Here is a 19,848-nt window from a genome sequence, read left to right as displayed (position 1 = left end):
TAAAAAAGCCCGTCATCGCGACGGGCTTTTTGCTGCGCAGATAAGGGTCTGTCAGTGGAGGATGCGGGCACGGATAGTGCCGTTGATCTCCTTGAGCTTGGCGAGCGCCTTCTCGCTGTGCTCGGTCTCCACGTCGATCACCACGTAACCGATATGGCTGCTGGTCTGCAGGTATTGACCGGCGATGTTGATCCCCTCTTCGGCGAAGATCTGGTTGATCTGGTTCATCACCCCCGGCTGGTTGCGGTGAATGTGCAGCAGGCGGCTGGAGCCCTTGTGGCCCGGCAGCGACACTTCCGGGAAGTTGACGGCAGAGAGGGTGGAGCCGTTGTCGGAGTACTTGATGAGCTTGTTGGCCACCTCCAGCCCGATGTTCTCCTGCGCCTCCTGAGTGGAGCCACCGATGTGGGGGGTGAGGATGACATTGTCCAGCCCGCGCAGCGGGGTGAGGAACTCTTCGTCGTTGGACTTGGGCTCGCTCGGGAAGACGTCGATGGCGGCGCCGGAGATATGGCCACTCTTGATGACGTCAGCCAGCGCATCGATATCCACCACGGTGCCGCGGGAGGCGTTGATAAAGACGGCGCCCGGTTTCATCATCCGCAGCTGCTCGGCACCGATGAGATCCTTGGTAGAGGCGGTTTCCGGCACGTGCAGGCTGATGACATCGGACATGTTGAGCAGCTCCACCAGATTGGGCACCTGGATGGCGTTGCCCAGCGAGAGCTTGTTCTCGATGTCGTAGTAGTAGACCTTCATGCCGATGCTCTCGGCGATGATACCAAGCTGGGTGCCGATGTGGCCGTAACCGATGATGCCGAGCTTCTTGCCGCGCGCCTCCACCGAGCGGTTGGCCAGCTTCTCCCACACGCCGCGATGGCACTTGGCGTTCTTCTCGGGGATGCCGCGCAGCAGCAGCAGGATCTCGCCCAGTACCAGCTCGGCCACCGAGCGGGTGTTGGAGAAGGGGGCGTTGAAAACCGGAATGCCGCGGATCTGGGCAGCTTCCAGCTCGACTTGGTTGGTACCGATGCAGAAGCAGCCGATGGCGACCAGTTTGGGGGCTGCATCGAGTACCTTCTCGGTGATCTGGGTGCGCGAGCGCAGCCCGATAAAGTGGACGTCGCGAACCCGCTCAATCAGCTCCTCTTCGGAGAGAGAGGTCTTGAGATACTCCACACTGGTGTAACCTGCGGCACGAAAGGTCTCTACGGTGTTGGGGTGAACCCCCTCCAGCAGCAGTACCTTGATTTTATCCTTGTCCAATGAAAACTTGGCGGTCATGACGATCCCTCTGTATGTGCAAACGTAAGTGCAGATTTGGTGTGCGAAGAAAACCGTAAAGTAGCAAAAACGTTTGGGAGAGGGAATATTTGTGACGAAAGTCAAATTCTTTGAAGTTATCAACGATTGTTGTAAACAGGGCTTTGCAACTTGTTGAGGAATAAATAAAAACGGCGCCATGAGGCGCCGTCTTGCATCCGCTGGGGGATTACTGGATAACCACGCCTTCCGGGGTGCCGATCACCACCACGTCTGCGCCACGGTGGGCGAACAGGCCGTTGGTGACCACGCCAACGATGGCGTTGAGCTGTACTTCCAGCCCTTTGGCATCGGTAATGGCCATATCCTTCACATCCAGGATGTGGTTGCCGTTGTCGGTGACCACGCCTTCACGCCAGACCGGGTTGCCGCCCAGTTTGCGGATTTCGCGGGCGACGTATTCGCGGGCCATGGGGATCACTTCGACCGGCAGCGGGAACTTGCCGAGCACGTCGACGGTTTTGGTGTTGTCGATGATGCAGATGAACTTGTCGGCCACGGCGGCGACAATTTTCTCGCGGGTCAGGGCTGCGCCGCCGCCCTTGATCATGTCACGGGTGCCGTTGATCTCGTCGGCGCCATCCACGTAGACGGAGAGGGCGTCGATCTCGTTGAGATCATACACGGTGATGCCGAAGCCCTTGAGGCGTTCGGTAGAGGCCACGGAGCTGGATACCGCCCCCTTGATCTCGTCCTTCATGGTCGCCAGCGCGTCGATAAAGTGGTTGACGGTAGAGCCGGTGCCCACCCCGACGATGGTGCCGGGAACCACATACTTGAGCGCAGCCCAACCGGCCGCCTTCTTCATTTCATCTTGAGTCATGATCGTTCCTTAAGAAAAAAGCGGGCGCATTATATCCAACCCCATCGCCCGTCGCGACCATGTTGCTCACGTTCCGGGGCAAAAAGGGGCAGGAAGTAAATCGTTTGCCTGTTTATTCTGCGTTTGCGCGCACAGAAGGGGAGCCGGCCCCCCTGTTGGTAGCCTGCAACCGCTTATTCAAAGCGCCAGCAGCGGCTCGGGGTGATGATCTGCGGCAGCGGCACATCCCACACCTCCTGCGGCACCGCATCCACCTGCTGGCAGTCGTGGGCAATCCCCAGCGGCTTGGGGCCCATCCTGTGCTCATGCCAGATGGCGAGGGTGCGATCGTAGTAGCCGCCCCCCATGCCGAGGCGATTGCCATCGCCATCGAAGGCGACCAGCGGGGTGCAGATGAGATCGAGGGTGCTGTGGGGCACCACCTGCTGCATATCCAGCTCGGGCTCTTCGATGCCATAGCGATTACGCACCATGGGGCTGGTGGCGGTGTAGCGCAAGAAGAGCAGGTGACCGGGGGTAAAAGGGTGGAGCACCGGCAGATAGACCTCTTTCTGCTGGGCCCACAGCCAGTGGATGGCGGGCAGGGGATTGATCTCCCCGTCATTGGCCAGATAGAGGGCAATGCGCTTGGCGGCGAGGATCTCGGGGTGCTGTTTGAACTGGCTCAGCAGCTGTTGGGCTGCCTGCTGCTGTTCGAGCGGGCTAAGGCTCTTTCTGCGTTGACGTACCAGTTGGCGAAGAGATTGACGTTCGGGCTGGGACTCTTGCATGGGGAACCTCCGGGCTGACTGCAATGGACGGCAGGGCGTACATGGCCCTTACCTTAACATATTCTCTCGTGGGGACGGGGTGAAAAGCGGGTACCGGCGAGGGCCGGTACCCGCAGGATCAACGCTGGCGCATCTGATGTTTGACAAAGACGGCGACCAGCGCGGCCAGTGCCAGCGCCATCGGGTAGAAGCTCATGCTCACTACCGCCAGTGGCGACAGGGCGAAGATGGATCCCAGCAGCAGCGCCTGTGCCCCCCAGGGGATGAGCCCCTGGATCACGCAGGAGAAGATATCCAGCATGGAGGCGGCGCGGCGCGGGGTGACGCCGTGGTGTTCGGCCAGATCGCGGGCGACCTTGCTCGCAACGATAATGGCGACGGTATTGTTGGCGGTGCAGAGGTTGGTGAGGCTCACCACCCCGGCGATGCCGAGTTCGGCCGCTTTCTCGTTCTGCTCGCCATGGTGGCTGCGGGTAAAGCGGGCAATCAGGGCGCCGATGCGATCGCTGATCCAGGCCAGACCACCCTGACGCTCCATCAGGGCGCCGAGGCCGCCGATGAGCATGGAGAGCAGGAAGATCTCCTGCATGCCGGTAAAGCCCTGATAGATATCCTTGCTGAACTGGCCGATGGCGTAGCCATTGATCATGCCGACGGCGCCAGCGGCGACAATGCCGATCCCCAGCACCACGAACACGTTCATGCCAGAGAGCGCCAGACCGAGGATCAGCAGGTAGGGCATCACCTTGAGCAGGTCAACTGCCCCGGCCTTGGCGGGCGCCGCGCCGACGGAGCCGAGCGCCAGATAGAGCAGGATCACCGCAATGGCAGCAGGGGCGGCAATCTTGAAGTTTTCGCGGAACTTGTCCTTCATCTCGCACCCCTGACTGCGGGTCGCCGCTATGGTGGTGTCGGAGATGATGGAGAGGTTGTCGCCAAACATGGCGCCGGAGAGGATGGTGCCTGCCATCAGCACAGGATCGATACCGGCAGCCTGCGCCACGCCTAGGGCCACCGGTGCCACGGCACCTATGGTGCCCATGGAGGTACCCATGGCAGTAGCAATAAAGGCGGAGATGAGGAACAGCCCGGGCAGCAGCGCCCAGCCTGGGATAAGCGACAGACCGAGCGCCACGGTGGCGTCAACGCCGCCAGTGGCCTTGGCCACGCTGGCAAAGGCGCCCGCCAGCAGATAGATAAGGCACATCGCCATGATGTTGCTGTGGCCGACCCCTTTGAAGAAGGTCTCCAGATTGCTGTTGAAGCCCTCTTTGCCAAGCAGCAGCGCCAGCATCACGGCTGGCAGGGCGGCAACAGGGGCGGGCAGTTGATAGAAGGCGAACTCGACCCCTTGCAGGGTCAGCCAGGTACCGGTACCGATAAAGAGTGCGAGAAAGACCAGTAGCGGCAGCAAGGCCCTGGCACTGGGTTGGGTCTGGATCATGTGTTCCTCTGAAATTGAACAATGACCTCCTGTCGTGAACTGCTTTGTGCCTTTATCGGATCGGGATAGGGGAAAACAGCGCGGGCATCCTGCCGCATCGGGGGGCCCACAGTAGTGAGTCAACCCCGCCCGGTCAAGATAGACGTCCAGATGGATAAGGTTTTTTGTTAGTCGATTTGGCTGTTCTGATTAAATCCGTTAAATATTCGGATTTAAAAGAAAAATCTGTCTATTTGTCGGAGTGGTCTGCTGGCGCACGGCGGGCTTTTCAAAGCAGACGCAGGCTGGTAAAACGGTCTCTTTCCATAATTAAAAGAGATGAGAGGGTGGAGATGGACAATCCGATCCGTGTGGCCGTGATGGGCTGTAATGGTCGTATGGGCAAGGTGCTGCTGGAGGCTGTCACCAACACCGAAGGGGTGGTGGTTGGCGCTGCGCTGGAGCGGCCGGGGTCGGCGGTGATCGGTCTGGATGCGGGCGATCTCAACGGGCTGGGCCATCTGGGTGTGGCGATTAGCGACAGCCTCGACAAGGTGCGCGACCAGTTCGACCTCATCATCGACTTCACCCGTCCCGAGGTGACCCTGGCCAATCTGGCCTTTGCGCTGGCCCACAACAAGCAGATGGTGATCGGCACCACCGGCTTTGACGAGGCAGGCAAGGCCGCCCTTAAAGAGGCAGGCAAGCAGATCGGTATCGTGTTCGCCTCCAACTACTCGGTCGGGGTCAATCTGGTGTTCAAACTGCTGGAGCAGGCCGCCAAGGTGATGGGCGACTATACCGACATCGAAATCATCGAAGGCCACCATCGCCACAAGGTGGATGCGCCGTCCGGTACCGCCCTCTCCATGGGCGAGGTGGTGGCCAAGACGCTGGGCCGGGATCTGAAAGAGTGCGCCGTCTATGGCCGCGAGGGGATCACCGGCGAGCGGGACCGCAACACCATCGGCTTTGCCACCATCCGCGCCGGCGATCTGGTGGGTGAGCACACCGTCATGTTTGCCGATATCGGCGAGCGGGTAGAGATCAGCCACAAGGCCTCCAGCCGTCTGACCTTTGCCAACGGTGCAGTGCGCGCCGGCAAGTGGCTGCGCCAGCAGGGCGCCGGTCTTTATGACATGCAGGATGTGCTCAATCTGAAGTGATTCTTCCGCTTTCTTCTGTCTGATTATCCTGTCTGACCAAACCCCGGCTTGCCGGGGTTTTTGCTGTCTGCTGAGCGAAAAGTTACACAAATAATGGTTAGTGCGATTATTTCGGCTCAGTCTGGCAAAAACACTCATTTTATTTTGTTCGCTCCTTTTGTTGCCTTGAAATGTCATCACAAGGTAACAATCTTTGATGCATTTACGGCGTCTATAGCCATTTTTTCACATCACCCTAAATAGACTAAAAATTCAAACACAGAAAAACGTTTGCTGTTTTTTGTGTCAACAAAACTACATGTGAAAGGTACGAATATGCACTTTGGTTGTTCTTGTGATGTTTTTTAGTGTTTTGTTTTTAAAGGGCTTAATGTCATATCTCGTCTGTTTTGTCGTGGTTTGCGAAGGTTTTTGGTTTGGTTTCAAATTTTCTTTTGCTGCAGGGGCTTGAAAAGCAATTGAGTGCATAGATAATGGGTAATGTTGCTTTTTTATTGAATTTAGATGCATTTCATCTGAGAAAAGACGTTGAAATGCCACTTTTTTTAAGTAGAATGCGCCCAATTTGCCAGAAATCTGCCGGGTTCGAGTCCTGTCCAAGGCCGGAACCGAGCCCGCAACACCCAGGTAAATTGCTGAATTTAAAGCTAAATAACTGGAGGTTGTCTTGAATCACACTGCATTGCTAGTGCTGGAAGATGGAACTGTATTCAAAGGCGTGTCGATAGGCGCCGAGGGATGTTCCGTTGGTGAAGTGGTTTTCAATACGTCGATGACGGGCTATCAGGAAATCCTCACCGATCCCTCTTATTCCCGTCAGATAGTCACCCTCACTTACCCCCATATAGGCAACACCGGCACCAACAGCGAAGATGAAGAGTCCAGTCAAATCCATGCTCAGGGATTGATCATCCGGGACCTTCCGATACTTGCCTCCAATTTCCGCAATCAGCAATCCCTCTCCGAATACCTCAAGTCTCACAATATCGTTGGCATCGCCGACATCGACACCCGCAAACTGACCCGCATCCTGCGCGAGAAAGGCGCCCAGGCTGGCTGCATTCTGGCCGGCAAGCAAGTCGATGAGGCCTATGCTCTCGAACAGGCCCGCGCCTTCCCCGGTCTGAAGGGGATGGACCTGGCCAAAGAGGTGACGGTTGGTGAAGCGTACAACTGGACCGAGGGCAGCTGGCAGCTCGGCAAGGGGCACGTCACCCCGGCTGCCGACCAGCTGAAATACCACGTGGTGGCCTATGACTTTGGCGTCAAGCGCAACATCCTGCGGATGCTGGTGGACCGTGGCTGCCGCCTGACCGTAGTGCCGGCTAAGACCCCGGCTGCCGAGGTACTGGCGCTGAACCCGGATGGCATCTTCCTCTCCAACGGCCCCGGCGACCCCGAGCCGTGCGACTACGCCATCGAAGCCATCAAGACCTTCCTTAATACCAACACGCCGGTGTTCGGTATCTGTCTGGGACACCAGCTGCTGGGTCTGGCCTCCGGCGCCAAGACCATCAAGATGAAGTTCGGCCACCACGGTGCCAACCACCCGGTGAAGAGTCTGGACGACAACACAGTGATGATCACCGCCCAGAACCACGGTTTTGCGGTAGATGAGAACAGCCTGCCGGATTGCCTGCGCGCCACCCACGTCTCCCTGTTCGACGGGTCGCTGCAAGGCATCCATCGCACCGACCGTCCGGCCTTCAGCTTCCAGGGTCACCCCGAGGCGAGCCCGGGCCCGCACGATTGTGCCGGTCTCTTTGACCACTTTATTGAATTGATTAAGCAGTATCGCGCCTAAGGAATAGAGGAAAGAGTTTCATGCCAAAACGTAACGACCTTCAGAGCATCCTGATCCTCGGCGCCGGCCCCATTGTCATCGGCCAGGCCTGCGAATTTGACTACTCCGGCGCCCAGGCGTGCAAAGCCCTGCGCGAGGAGGGTTACCGCGTCATTCTGGTCAACTCCAACCCGGCCACCATCATGACCGACCCGGAGATGGCGGACGCTACCTACATCGAGCCCATCACCTGGGAAGTAGTGCGCGAAATCATCAAGAAAGAGCGTCCGGACGCCATCCTGCCCACCATGGGCGGCCAGACTGCGCTCAACTGCGCACTGGCACTGGAGAAGCACGGCGTGCTGGCCGAGTTCGGCGTCGAGATGATCGGCGCCACTGCCGATGCCATCGACAAGGCCGAAGATCGCTCCCGCTTTGACAAGGCAATGCGCAGCATTGGCCTCGAGTGCCCGCGTGCCGGTATCGCCCACAACATGGAAGAGGCGTGGGGCGTGCAGCAGATGGTCGGTTTCCCCTGCATCATCCGTCCCTCCTTCACCATGGGTGGCTCCGGTGGCGGCATCGCCTACAACACCGAAGAGTTCGTCGAGATCTGCGAGCGCGGTCTGGATCTCTCCCCGACCAAAGAGCTGCTCATCGACGAGTCGCTGATCGGCTGGAAAGAGTACGAGATGGAAGTGGTGCGGGATCGCAACGACAACTGCATCATCGTCTGCGCCATCGAAAACTTCGACCCCATGGGTATCCACACCGGTGACTCCATCACGGTCGCACCAGCCCAGACGCTGACCGACAAGGAGTACCAGCTGATGCGCAACGCCTCCATGGCGGTGCTGCGCGAGATCGGTGTCGAAACCGGCGGCTCCAACGTCCAGTTCGGTATCAACCCGAAAGATGGCCGCATGGTCATCATCGAGATGAACCCGCGGGTGTCGCGCTCCTCTGCGCTGGCCTCCAAGGCGACCGGTTTCCCCATCGCCAAGATCGCCGCCAAGCTTGCCATCGGTTACACCCTGGACGAGCTGATGAACGACATCACCGGCGGTCGTACTCCGGCTTCCTTCGAGCCGGCCATCGACTACGTGGTGACCAAGGTGCCGCGCTTCAACTTCGAGAAGTTCGCCGGTGCCAACGACCGTCTGACCACCCAGATGAAGTCCGTCGGCGAAGTGATGGCCATCGGTCGCAACTTCCAGGAGTCCCTGCACAAGGCGCTGCGCGGTCTCGAAACCGGCAAGGCGGGCTTCGACCCCATGGTGGATCTGAACGCCCCGGACTCCCTGACCCGCATCCGTCACGAGCTGCAGGATGCCGGTGCCGAGCGTATCTTCTACATCGCCGACGCCTTCCGCGCAGGCCTCTCCATGGACGGCATCTTCAAGCTGACCAAGATTGACCCCTGGTTCCTGGTGCAGATTGAAGAGCTGGTGAAGCTGGAAGAAGAGGTGAAAGAGCGCGGCATGGCCGGTCTCGATGCCGACTTCCTGCGCGCCCTCAAGCGCAAGGGCTTTGCCGATGCACGTCTGGCCAAGATCCTCGGTGTGGCCGAAGGGGAAGTGCGCAAGCTGCGTGCCCGCCACAACATCTTCCCGGTCTACAAGCGGGTCGATACCTGCGCCGCCGAGTTCGCCACCAACACCGCCTACATGTACTCCAGCTATGACGAAGAGTGCGAGGCCAACCCCACCGACCGCGACAAGATCATGGTCATCGGTGGCGGCCCGAACCGTATCGGTCAGGGCATCGAGTTTGACTACTGCTGCGTACACGCGGCGCTGGCCCTGCGCGAAGACGGTTACGAGACCATCATGGTCAACTGCAACCCGGAGACCGTCTCCACCGATTACGACACCTCGGATCGCCTCTACTTCGAGCCGGTGACCCTGGAAGATGTGCTGGAAATTGTGCGCATCGAGAAACCCAAGGGCGTTATCGTCCAGTACGGTGGCCAGACCCCGCTGAAGCTGGCCCGTGCACTGGAAGCCAACGGCGTGCCGATTATCGGTACCAGCCCGGATGCCATCGACCGCGCCGAAGACCGCGAGCGCTTCCAGTCTGCCGTCGAGCGCCTTGGCCTCAAGCAGCCGGAAAACGGCACCGTCACCGCGCTGGAACAGGCGGTTGTGGTGGCCGAGCGCATCACCTACCCGCTGGTGGTTCGCCCCTCCTACGTGCTGGGTGGCCGCGCCATGGAGATCGTCTACGACGAGACCGACCTGCGTCGCTACTTCGCCGAAGCGGTGAGCGTCTCCAACGAATCGCCGGTGCTGCTGGACCGCTTCCTGGACGATGCCACCGAGCTGGACGTGGATGCCATCTGCGACGGTACCGATGTAGTCATCGGCGGCATCATGGAGCACATCGAGCAGGCAGGTATCCACTCCGGTGACTCCGGCTGCTCCCTGCCTCCTTACACCTTGTCCAAGAAGATTCAGGACGAGATCCGCGAGCAGGTGCGCAAACTGGCGCTGGAGCTCGGCGTTATCGGCCTGATGAACGTGCAGTTCGCGGTCAAGGGCAATGACATCTACCTCATCGAGGTGAACCCGCGTGCCGCCCGTACCGTGCCGTTCGTCTCCAAGGCGACCGGTGCGCCGCTGGCCAAGATTGCCGCCCGCGTGATGGCCGGTCAGAGCCTGAAAGAGCAGGGCTTTACCAAAGAGATCATCCCGCCCTACTACTCGGTGAAAGAGGTTGTGCTGCCGTTCGCCAAGTTCCCGGGGGTTGACCCGCTGCTGGGGCCGGAGATGCGCTCCACCGGCGAAGTGATGGGTGTAGGCAGCAGCTTTGCCGAGGCTTATGCCAAGGCGCAGCTGGGTGCCAACCACGCCGTACCGAAAGAGGGGCGCGCCCTCTTGTCTGTGCGTCACAGTGACAAGGCACAGGTGGTCGATTTGGCCGCCAAGCTGCTGGAGCTGGGTTACGAGCTCGACGCCACCCACGGCACTGCTGTCGCGTTGGGCGAAGCGAGCATCAACCCGCGTCTGGTCAATAAGGTGCACGAAGGTCGCCCGCATATTCTCGACCGCATCAAGAATGGCGAGTACACCTACATCGTCAACACCGCCGAAGGGCGGGTGGCCATCGAGGACTCCAAGCAGCTGCGCCGCGCCGCCCTGCAGAACAAGGTGGCGTATACCACCACCATGAACGAGGCATTCGCGACCTGCATGGCCATCAGCGTGGATGCCACAGCCAGTGTCAACTCGGTGCAGGAGCTGCACGAGCGAGTGAACAACCGCTAACGCTCTGCGAGCGAGCCAGACTCGCTCTGCATAGATGGCACCACATAGATGACAAGCCCCCGCCAGCAATGGCGGGGGCTTTTTTATGACGACGGGTTGGGGGCTGCGAGGAGCGGACTTATCGGGCGCAGAGCGAAACTACCTTAAATCAGGCTGTGGCTTGCGGCTGCGAGGACGGGGCAGGGCATGCCACTGCTTGCGGGCCGTGACCAGAAAGGGGCGCAGGATCAGCGCGCCCAGACGGCTGTAGCGCACATTGTCTTTCGGGCCGACCCCGAAGGTGAGCGGCTCTGGCTGGTGGCTGGTGACGTAAAGAGTGCCGAACCACCAGTCCCACAGCGACAGATTGATACCGAAGTTGTGGTTGAAGTGGCGGGGATCCCGGCTGTGGTGGATCTGGTGCTGGGCCGGGCTGTTGAAGATATGCTCCAGCCGCGGGCCAAACGACAGCCAGATATGGCTATGGCGCAAATTGGCGGCCAGCGAGTTGAAGATCAGCACCAGATAGCCCACCCCAAACAGGGTGTAGGGGCGCACGGTTCCTCCGCACAGCCAGTAGAAGGCACCGGAGTAGAGGGCGAGAGCGCTCCCCTTGAGCAGGATTTCAGAGAGCTTTTCCACCAGATGAATGCGGCTGGCGGTCGGCGGCACCAGCACGGTGGCGCTGTGGTGCACCTTGTGAAACTCCCACAGCCAGCGGCTGTGAAAGAAACGGTGCAGCCAGTAGTGGACGAAATCGCTGACCAGAAATACCCCGAGGCCATAAAGCATCATCAGCCAGCTAGCCTCGGCCAGACGGGGACGCTCCCCCCACAGGCGGGTAAGCGCGGAGGTAATATCTGTTGCCTGCAAAAGCCAGGGGTTGAGCAGGGTCAGGATCGGCACGATCAGGGCCACATGGAGCAGGGCGCGCACCAGATAGTACTGATAATCGAGCAGGGCTGAGGGATGCAGCCAGATCGCACTGCCACCGAGAAACCGGGCGAAATTGCCCGCTGCCGGGCCTTGCTGGCGCCGGCGCACACGGTAGAGGAGGTAGGCAATGAGGCCGGATATCAGCAGGAAGGGGAGCCCAAGCCGCCCGTTGAAATCAAGCAGTCCGGTCAGGCAGTGCCAGATCGGAGTGAGCAGCCACTGCTGCACGTAAGCAAAGAGATGGGCGAGCGTATCCATAGGGTCCATACCGTGAGCATCCTGGCGGCGGCATTCTAAATGTAAACAACTCTCGATAAAAGCCCATGTCTGTTGTCGGGTCATACCTGTTGTCGGGGTATATCTGGTGGCGCTCCTGTTGCGGCAACCCCTGTCTGCTTGGGGAGAGGGGCGAGGCGATGGGACTTTAGCCTTGTGGATCAATTCTCTACAATGAGCCATCATGTGTGCGCCCGCCGCCGGGCGGGTTTGCCTCCAGCCTCAGTACCGGATATCCGATGACGCTCTCTCTCTTTTCTGTTTCCCCCGCCATGCGCACGCTGGCGCTGCTGATCCCCTTGCTGCTGGCCGGCTGTGCCAGCGACCCCGCTTCTGCCCCTGCACCTGGCGACACAACGGGCGCGACAGTGCCCGCCAAAAAGGCGACCCCGCCAGCCATGCAGCCGCGCAAGCCGGCGGACATGAAGAGCCGCATCGTGAGGTTTTTGCCCCGCCATGTGGTTGACAAGCAGGGGTGGGCCAACGATGTGGTGACGGCGCTCACTACCCAGGGGGTGACAGTCAATGACCACAACGTCTGTACCGTGCTGGCGGTGGCAGAGCAGGAGGCGACCTATCAGGCCGACCCCGTGGTGCCGGGCCTTGGCAAGATCGCCTGGAAGGAGATCAACTCGCGGGCGGCCAAGCTGCTGATCCCCGAGTTTATGGTGCGGGCCGCGCTCTCCATCAACTCTCCGACCGGCAAGAGCTATGCCGAGCGCATCGATGCGCTTCGCACCGAGCGGGAGATGAGCGAAATTTTCGAGGACATGATCAGCATGCTGCCGATGGGCAAGACCCTGTTTGGCAACATGAACCCGGTGCATACCGGCGGCCCGATGCAGGTGAGCATCGCCTTTGCCGAGGCCAATACCCGTGGTTACCCCTATCCGGTCAAGGAGTCCATCCGCCACGAAGTCTTTACCCGCCGCGGCGGTATCTGGTTTGGTACCAAACATATCTTCGGCTATGAGGCGGAGTATCCTGATACCCTCTACCGTTTCGCTGACTTCAACGCCGGCTGGTATGCCAGTCGCAACGCCGCCTTTCAGGCTGCTGTCAGCCGTTTGAGCGGTACCACGCTGGCTCTGGATGGCGATCTGATCCGCTATGACTCCGACCTGCCGGGCAAGACGGAACTCGCGGTCTATACCATCGCCAGCCGGATCAACATGAGCCAGCAGGCGATCCACCAGAGCCTCAAACTTGGCGATACCGCCGAATTTGGCCAGAGCGACCTCTATCATCGCGTGTTTACGCTGGCAGACCAGAAAGCGGGCAAGCGGTTGCCCCGCGCCATCCTGCCGGGTATTCAGCTAAAAAGCCCCAAGATCACCCGCAACCTCACCACCGCCTGGTTTGCCAAGCGGGTGGATGACAGGGAGCAGCGCTGCGTGCGGCAGATGGCGACCATTCGCTAAGAAACACAACAAGGGCGGCCAATTGGCCGCCCTTGTTTACTGTGCTTTGACTACCTTGCTGGTCAGGGTCGGTAGATGCCAGGTTCCCCCCAGTGCAATCATGCGGCAGCTTCCGGTAGTGCTTTGCTCACTCTGCACGAAGGTTTTGCCATCCCACACCCAGCTTTCGAGAGAAAAACAATCTCCTATCCCTCTTCCTTTATGTGAGGCACTCAGTTCACCCATTCCATAACCGTTTGCATCAGTACTGATGAGGGTCGCACTGGCGGTATCAAGATTCGTGTCAATCACAATGAAGGCGGAACCGTCGTTGTAAGCTGCGAGCCAGCAGGGTAGCTGAACCAAGGCTCGTTCTTGGTTCAGGGGATAAAGCATGCCACCCTCTGAATTTTCGTCGACCATGGGACAGGTGTCTTTATCGACTTGCAGCTTCAGCCACTTGCCAATGCTCTGTTGTTCCGGCTTGGTGAGCGGGCGGGAGAGGTTGCCTGCGGCTACGGCGCCAGCGTGGATCACGGGAGCCGCCAAGGCAGGAGGAATGGATGTGGTGGGTAATGGGCCCTGTTTGGTCAGGGCTGTACTGGTATTGAGACGGCCTTGGAAATCATCCATTTTGAGAAAAACGGCATAGGCTCCGGCGCCGGATAGCTGTTCCTGATGCTTGCTCCATTCAAATACCACTTTGCCAGTCCCCTTGATCGCTCGGACGAGTGCTTCGATTTGGGGCTGGCTGAACGGAGTCCGCTCTTTTACGGTGCCAAGCATTTCACCATTGATGCGCAGTGTGATCAAACCATCAGCGGGGGCTGCCGGTGCCTGTCCATCAACTTCTGCGATGGCAAGCTCTGCATGCAATTTGCCTTTGGCACCAGCCTCTCGGGTGAGCAAAACCGAGAGTCCCCCTGATTCTGCGCTATAACCTGCGGCTCGGCATGTACGTGTATTGTCGCAGGCGATCTCCCAGTCTTTATGGGCAAAATATAGGGCTTCGGGTTGTGTGGCCAGTATGGTGGCCAAGAGGGTAGATATAAGCATCGATGGATTCCAGTGAGAACTTTATAGAGCATACCATGGCTCTTGCATTGCTTTGACCGCCATCTGGACTGTATTCGTCTGTCTGCTCAGTGTTGTGCGTGATGGCAATGAAGGTCATCAAGGCGTGCTAGACCTGAAGGGGATTATCGCAGCTTGCGAATAACCCATCCTAAATGACCTCAGTTTGAGGATCTGGGAATGTCTAGGAAAGTAGCGGAATTCAGGGGCGCAATCAGCAGCAGGGGCAGCAGATACCAGAGCTGGCCCAGCAGAACTGCAATAACAGGTGTGAAGTCCATTTCAACGCTGTCGTCTGATGTGTAATGGCCATATGTTAACAGTGGGTTCAACAAGCTTGTGTGATCTATGCCATGACTACTCTGCCAGCGCCTGCATTGTTCTGTTTGTTACCCGGTGACGAGATAGTTCAATCGCAAAACCAGATTGAATTGAACTTTTTTATTCGGTTTTTTAAGTGGGCGGTGGGGGGTAGGCTAGTCTCAACTGCGAAGCGAAGGGTTTCGCCGTCATTATGACCACAATGAGGATCTGAAGATGGACAAACACGCTAGCGGGGCCGGTCAGTGCCCCTTTGCCCACGGTGCCAATACCTCTGCCAGCCAGGAGCATCAAGTCTGGTGGCCCAATGCCCTCAACCTCGACATCCTGCATCAGCATGACCGCAAGACCAATCCGATGGATGAGACTTTCGATTATGCCGACGCCTTCAACAGCCTCGATTACGATGCCCTCAAGGCAGATCTGCATGCCCTGATGACCGACAGCCAGCCCTGGTGGCCGGCCGACTGGGGCCACTACGGCGGCCTGATGATCCGCATGGCTTGGCACTCCGCCGGCAGCTATCGCGCGACCGATGGCCGTGGCGGCGCCAACACCGGCAACCAGCGCTTCGCTCCCCTCAACAGCTGGCCAGACAACGGCAACCTCGACAAGGCCCGCCGTCTGCTCTGGCCGATCAAACAGAAGTACGGCAACAAGATCTCCTGGGCTGACCTGATGATCCTGGCGGGCAACGTTGCCTATGAATCCATGGGGCTCAAGACCTTCGGCTTTGCCGGTGGCCGCGAGGACATCTGGCATCCGGAAAAAGATGTCTATTGGGGCTCCGAGAAGGAGTGGCTGGCGCCGAGCGGCAGCGAAGGGAGCCGTTACAGCGGAGAACGGGATCTGGAGAACCCGCTGGCGGCGGTGATGATGGGGCTGATTTACGTCAACCCGGAAGGGGTGGATGGCAACCCGGATCCCCTGAAAACCGCCCACGATATGCGCGTCACCTTTGCCCGCATGGGGATGAATGACGAAGAGACAGTGGCGCTCACCGCCGGTGGTCACACCGTCGGCAAGGCCCACGGCAACGGTAGCGCCGCCAAACTGGGGCCAGCACCAGAAGGGGCCGATGTGCACGAGCAGGGACTGGGCTGGATCAACCACGAGAGCCGCGGTATCGGCCGTGACACTGTGACCAGCGGCCTTGAAGGGGCCTGGACCAGCAACCCGACCCGCTGGGACAACGGTTACTTCAAGATGCTGCTGGGTCACGACTGGTGGCTCAAGAAGAGCCCGGCCGGTGCCTGGCAGTGGGAGCCCGTCGCCATCAAGGAGGAAGATCGCCCGGTGGACGTGGAAGACCCCTCCATCCGCTGCAATCCCATCATGACCGATGCGGATATGGCGCTGCGCTTTGACCCCGTATACCGGGAGATCTCCGAGCGCTTCGCTGCGGATCAAGCGCTCTTCTCCGACGCCTTTGCCCGCGCCTGGTTCAAGCTGACCCACCGCGACATGGGGCCGCGCAGCCGCTATCTGGGGCCGGAAGTGCCGGGCGAAGTCATGGTATGGCAGGATCCGGTTCCGGCGGTGGATTACCAGCTCTCCGACAAGGAAGTGAGCGAGCTCAAGGCCAAACTGCTGGCCTGCGGCGTGGCGCCAGCCGATTTGATCGCTACCGCGTGGGACAGTGCCCGCACCTTCCGCGGCTCCGATTATCGCGGCGGGGCCAACGGTGCCCGCATTCGCCTCGCGCCGATGAAAGAGTGGGAAGGCAACGAACCGGCTCGCCTCGAGAAGGTGCTCAACGCCCTGATCGCCCTGCAGGCCACCCTGAGCAAGCCGGTCAGCATCGCCGACCTGATTGTGCTGGGCGGCAGCGCGGCGGTGGAGCAGGCGGCCAAGCTGGCCGGCGTTGATATCGTCGTCCCCTTTGCGCCGGGCCGCGGCGATGCCAGCGCCGAGCAGACCGATGCCGAGTCGTTCGCCTTCCTCGAGCCGGTTCACGATGGTTTCCGCAACTGGCAGAAGGGGCACTACAAGGTGCAGCCGGAGGAGATGCTGCTCGACCGTGCCCAGCTGCTGGGGCTCACCGCCCGCGAGATGACGGTGCTGGTCGGCGGGTTGCGGGTGCTTGGCACCAACCACGGCGGCTCGGCCCACGGCGTCTTTACCGACCGGGTCGGGGTGCTCAGCAACGACTTCTTCGTCAACCTGACCGACATGGCCTATAGCTGGCAGCCGACTGGCCGCAACAGCTACCAGATCGTGGATCGCCAGAGCGGCGCGGTGAAGTGGACCGCTACCCGGGTTGATCTGGTGTTTGGCTCCAACTCGGTGCTGCGCGCCTACGCCGAGGTCTATGCCCAGCAAGACGGCAAGGAGAAGTTCGTCCGTGACTTCGTCAAGGCCTGGGTCAAGGTGATGAACAACGACCGTTTCGATCTGAAATAAGTCGCTTCAACCCCAATGAGAACGCCAGCCGCAAGGCTGGCGTTTTTATTGGCGCCAACAGAGAGTGAAAAGGGGCATTTTGTGGCCCGATCACCCTTTGTCATCAGATCGGAGGGAGCCGTTTGTCGGTACTTTCGAGCGGATGAAGGCCGCTTTGCTCTTTGGGTCGCTCCCTTGCAGGCTGAATAGCGCGGAATTAATAAACACTTTACTTTATTAATTCGGCGTCATCCGGGTGGTTGCCACATCCCAAATAGCGCCACTGGCGGTGCATATGGCCGGGAACCCGCCCGGAAAAGGCTGCCCGATCTCTCTTTTATCCCACGCATATCCCGCTCAGCTCAGAAGCTCATGGCCAGTCCGACCGAGTAGCCGCGGGTGTTGTTGCTGAACATATAGCGGGCGACCAGCCGGGTGCGGCTGACGATGATGTGGTACTTGCTGCTGTCTATCTCAAGGCCGAGCCCCAGCGAGTTGAGGGCATTGAAGCCGAGCAGCCCACGCTGCTCGCCGAGGTATTCGGTGCGGGCACCCTCCATCACATAGCGCAGCGGGCGATCGAGCAGGGTCCAGTCAAACACCGGCGCCCGGCGGCGCAGATAGAGGCCGAGGTTCTCCGCCTCGGCGCTGCCACGCACACTCTCCGAGGTATTGCCGAAGCTCTGCAGGTGTTGGTAGGAGTAACGCAGTTCGGCATCGATATCCTGAGTTTTGGAGAAGAGCTCGTAGTCGACCATCAGCGAGCCACCCAGCCCGTACATATTGAGCTGACCGTTCTCGAGAAAGTCGAGGGAGTAGCCCCTAGTACGATCGAGCAGCCAGTTACCGATGCGAATATCGCTGGCCATGGTGCCCAGCGAGACATTGACGATGGGGCGCAGTACCCAGTGGCCGCCCTGTTTATCCCTGTGCAGGGAGATATCCCAGCCAACGCCGCCCGAGGCGGTGGCACTGTTCCAGCGGGTGGGGATGGTGCGGCTCTCGCTGCCGTTGCTCATGACAAACTGGGGATCGTAGCGACTAAAGCCGAGTGCCCCCTCCAGATAGATAGGGAACGATTCGCTCATAGTCGCGCCACCGCCCAGCTGCGCCATGCTGAGGGCGGCCGACTGGCCGCTGCCGCTGCCGAGGGAGAGATCGCTGGCGGTGATGTCCGGCACCACGGTAAAGCTCATCAGGGAGAGCACGGCATTGGCCCGCTGCTGCGCCCACTCTTCATCCTGAGTTGCGCTCTGGGCGGCGTTGCCGAGCATGGCCAGCATAAGGGGCCACAAGGGCGGGAAGGGTCTGAACATGCGTCTTGCTCCTGCACGGCGACATCCTGTCACTCTGGCTCTACTGTAGCGAGATCCGCTGCCGTTGGCGCGTATCAGATGCTGTGATTGCCACTGCTATCCCGATTTTTTTCAACAGAGGCAAGGGGTTGCCGCCAGCGGCAGCCCTTTGCAGTTTTGCTGCTAAAGGTTGCCTGTCCGCGGCCGATACTCCATATGAGATCGTGTGGAGGACAAGCCGTTGGACGCTTGGAAGTTGGGGTTGATCAGCATATCGGTGAGTATGCAGGTACAGGCTGGGGTGACCGAATTCGGTGCCGGTCTGGATCAATCCGTCTGGCGTTTGACCTCCGATACCCAGATAGAGTGCCGTCTTGAGCACCCGATCCCGAACTGGGGTACGGGGGCCTTTGTCAGCCGCGCCGGGCGCAAGATCAATCTCGATTTCGAGCTCAAGGGCAAACGGCCACAGGCCAGAACCGAGACGGTGAGCCTTGGCATCATGCCGCCGGTCTGGCGTCCCGGCATTGCAGGGCGGGAAGTGAGCCAGCTCCACTTCTATCAGCAGTTTGATGGACTGGTTGAGGGACAGACCGCCTGGACCATGCTCGACGAGCTGGAGGGGGGCAACATGCCCACTTTCCAGTACCGGGACTGGTATCGCCAGAACCGGTCGGTGCGGGTGTCGCTCTCGTCGGTCAACTTCCGGGTCAAATATCAGGCGTTCCTTGACTGTCAGAGCGGGCTGCTGCCCTACAGCTTCAACGATATCGCCTTTAGCGTGCTCACCTACGACAAGAACAGCGATCAGCTCTCCATCTCATCCAAACGACGGCTGGCGATGATCGGCGAATATATCAAGGCGGACAAGAGCATCGATGTGGTGGTGATCGACGCCTACAGCGACAGCTACGGCGGCCGCTGGACCAACCAGAAACTCTCGGAAAAGCGGGCCGATGCCATCAAGAAGGTATTTGTCGATCTGGGGCTCGATCCCGGCAAGGTCTCGGTGGAGGGGCATGGCGAGAAGCAGCACGTTGCCTCCAACGAAACCGAGCAGGGTCGTGCCAAGAACCGGCGGGTGGTCATCAGCATGGGGCGCAACGGCGAGATCTAGCCCGGCAGCCCAATCAGACAAGCATAAAGACAAGCATAAAAAAGAGCGCCAGCGCGCTCTTTTTTGATCCTGCCATCGGGCGTTTTTACCCGGGCCGCTTAGAAGCTGTCGCCAAGGCCGGTGCCGGCATCTTTCTTGGCAATCAGCTCAATCTTGTAACCGTCCGGATCTTCGACGAAGGCGATCACGGTGGTGCCGCCCTTGACCGGGCCCGGCTCGCGGGTGATCTTGGCTCCGGCGGCGCGCAGTGCTTCACAGGTGGCATAGATGTCGTCCGCTTCCAGCGCGATATGGCCGTAGGCTGAGCCCAGTTCGTACTCGCTCACCCCCCAGTTGTAGGTCAGCTCGATCACCGCTTCATCTTTCTCGTCACCGTAGCCGACGAAGGCCAGGGTGTACTTGTACTCGCTGTTCTCGCTCTTGCGCAGCAGCTTCATGCCAAGGACGCGGGTGTAGAAGTCGATGGAGCGTTGCAGATCGCCGACACGCAGCATGGTATGCAGAATTCTCATTG

The 19,848-nt window shown here is 59.7% G+C and carries 14 protein-coding genes; 6 read left to right on the top strand and 8 right to left on the bottom strand.

Going from position 1 to position 19,848, the window contains the following annotated elements; genetic code table 11:
• Positions 1–51: 51 nt before the first annotated feature.
• From serA to AACR93_RS06235, 4 genes are all read right to left on the bottom strand, one after another.
• The gene (gene serA, locus AACR93_RS06250; protein ID WP_043849491.1) at positions 52–1,284 is read right to left on the bottom strand and encodes a phosphoglycerate dehydrogenase; all 1,233 of its coding nucleotides are present in this window, start codon (positions 1,282–1,284) and stop codon (positions 52–54) included.
• Positions 1,285–1,492: 208 nt separating this feature from the next.
• Positions 1,493–2,146, bottom strand: coding sequence for a ribose-5-phosphate isomerase RpiA (gene rpiA, locus AACR93_RS06245; protein WP_043849490.1), 654 nt, complete (start codon positions 2,144–2,146; stop codon positions 1,493–1,495).
• A gap of 173 nt (positions 2,147–2,319) precedes the next feature.
• Positions 2,320–2,916 carry a 5-formyltetrahydrofolate cyclo-ligase gene (locus tag AACR93_RS06240; protein WP_043849489.1) on the bottom strand — a complete coding sequence of 199 codons (597 nt, stop codon included), beginning with the start codon at positions 2,914–2,916 and terminating at the stop codon, positions 2,320–2,322.
• A gap of 118 nt (positions 2,917–3,034) precedes the next feature.
• A complete protein-coding gene (locus AACR93_RS06235; RefSeq protein WP_041208560.1) occupies positions 3,035–4,360 on the bottom strand; it encodes a Na+/H+ antiporter NhaC family protein in 1,326 nt (441 codons plus the stop codon).
• A 332-nt stretch (positions 4,361–4,692) separates the two neighbouring features.
• Between AACR93_RS06235 and dapB the strand changes: the two genes are divergently transcribed.
• The 3 genes from dapB (at position 4,693) to carB (ending at position 10,554) form a co-directional block, all read left to right on the top strand.
• The gene (gene dapB, locus AACR93_RS06230) at positions 4,693–5,505 is read left to right on the top strand and encodes a 4-hydroxy-tetrahydrodipicolinate reductase (protein WP_041208985.1); all 813 of its coding nucleotides are present in this window, start codon (positions 4,693–4,695) and stop codon (positions 5,503–5,505) included.
• Between the two features lie 667 nt (positions 5,506–6,172).
• Positions 6,173–7,309 carry a glutamine-hydrolyzing carbamoyl-phosphate synthase small subunit gene (carA, locus tag AACR93_RS06225; RefSeq protein ID WP_043849488.1) on the top strand — a complete coding sequence of 379 codons (1,137 nt, stop codon included), beginning with the start codon at positions 6,173–6,175 and terminating at the stop codon, positions 7,307–7,309.
• A gap of 20 nt (positions 7,310–7,329) precedes the next feature.
• On the top strand, positions 7,330–10,554 hold the full coding sequence (carB, locus tag AACR93_RS06220; protein ID WP_033113583.1) for a carbamoyl-phosphate synthase large subunit: 3,225 nt from the start codon (positions 7,330–7,332) through the stop codon (positions 10,552–10,554).
• Between the two features lie 138 nt (positions 10,555–10,692).
• Here carB and AACR93_RS06215 read toward each other — a convergent pair whose 3' ends face one another.
• Positions 10,693–11,727, bottom strand: coding sequence for a sterol desaturase family protein (locus AACR93_RS06215; protein WP_043849566.1), 1,035 nt, complete (start codon positions 11,725–11,727; stop codon positions 10,693–10,695).
• Between the two features lie 257 nt (positions 11,728–11,984).
• On the opposite strand from AACR93_RS06215, the gene AACR93_RS06210 reads away from it, so the two are divergent.
• The gene (locus AACR93_RS06210; RefSeq protein WP_043849565.1) at positions 11,985–13,166 is read left to right on the top strand and encodes a DUF1615 domain-containing protein; all 1,182 of its coding nucleotides are present in this window, start codon (positions 11,985–11,987) and stop codon (positions 13,164–13,166) included.
• Between the two features lie 36 nt (positions 13,167–13,202).
• Here the strand turns inward: AACR93_RS06210 and AACR93_RS06205 are convergent, their stop codons facing one another.
• Positions 13,203–14,201, bottom strand: coding sequence for a DUF1176 domain-containing protein (locus AACR93_RS06205; RefSeq protein ID WP_043849487.1), 999 nt, complete (start codon positions 14,199–14,201; stop codon positions 13,203–13,205).
• 555 nt (positions 14,202–14,756) lie between these two features.
• Between AACR93_RS06205 and katG the strand changes: the two genes are divergently transcribed.
• Positions 14,757–16,943, top strand: a complete 2,187-nt coding sequence (gene katG / locus AACR93_RS06200) for a catalase/peroxidase HPI (RefSeq protein WP_043849486.1) — start codon at positions 14,757–14,759, stop codon at positions 16,941–16,943.
• A 341-nt stretch (positions 16,944–17,284) separates the two neighbouring features.
• Here katG and AACR93_RS06195 read toward each other — a convergent pair whose 3' ends face one another.
• Complete coding sequence (locus AACR93_RS06195) at positions 17,285–18,205, bottom strand: hypothetical protein (RefSeq protein WP_043849564.1); 921 nt, start codon at positions 18,203–18,205, stop codon at positions 17,285–17,287.
• Positions 18,206–18,458: 253 nt separating this feature from the next.
• Between AACR93_RS06195 and AACR93_RS06190 the strand changes: the two genes are divergently transcribed.
• On the top strand, positions 18,459–19,334 hold the full coding sequence (locus AACR93_RS06190; protein WP_197077920.1) for a flagellar protein MotY: 876 nt from the start codon (positions 18,459–18,461) through the stop codon (positions 19,332–19,334).
• A 98-nt stretch (positions 19,335–19,432) separates the two neighbouring features.
• Here the strand turns inward: AACR93_RS06190 and gloA are convergent, their stop codons facing one another.
• Positions 19,433–19,846 (bottom strand): lactoylglutathione lyase, encoded by a 414-nt coding sequence (gene gloA, locus AACR93_RS06185; RefSeq protein ID WP_005337610.1) that lies wholly within the window; start codon positions 19,844–19,846, stop codon positions 19,433–19,435.
• Positions 19,847–19,848: the final 2 nt, after the last annotated feature.

Origin of the sequence: Aeromonas sp. L_1B5_3, from assembly GCF_963866575.1 — a bacterium.
GTDB lineage: Bacteria > Pseudomonadota > Gammaproteobacteria > Enterobacterales > Aeromonadaceae > Aeromonas > Aeromonas jandaei.
The sequence above is the reverse complement of the archived record's forward strand: the minus strand, read 5'-3'. Positions and strand labels throughout refer to the sequence as shown.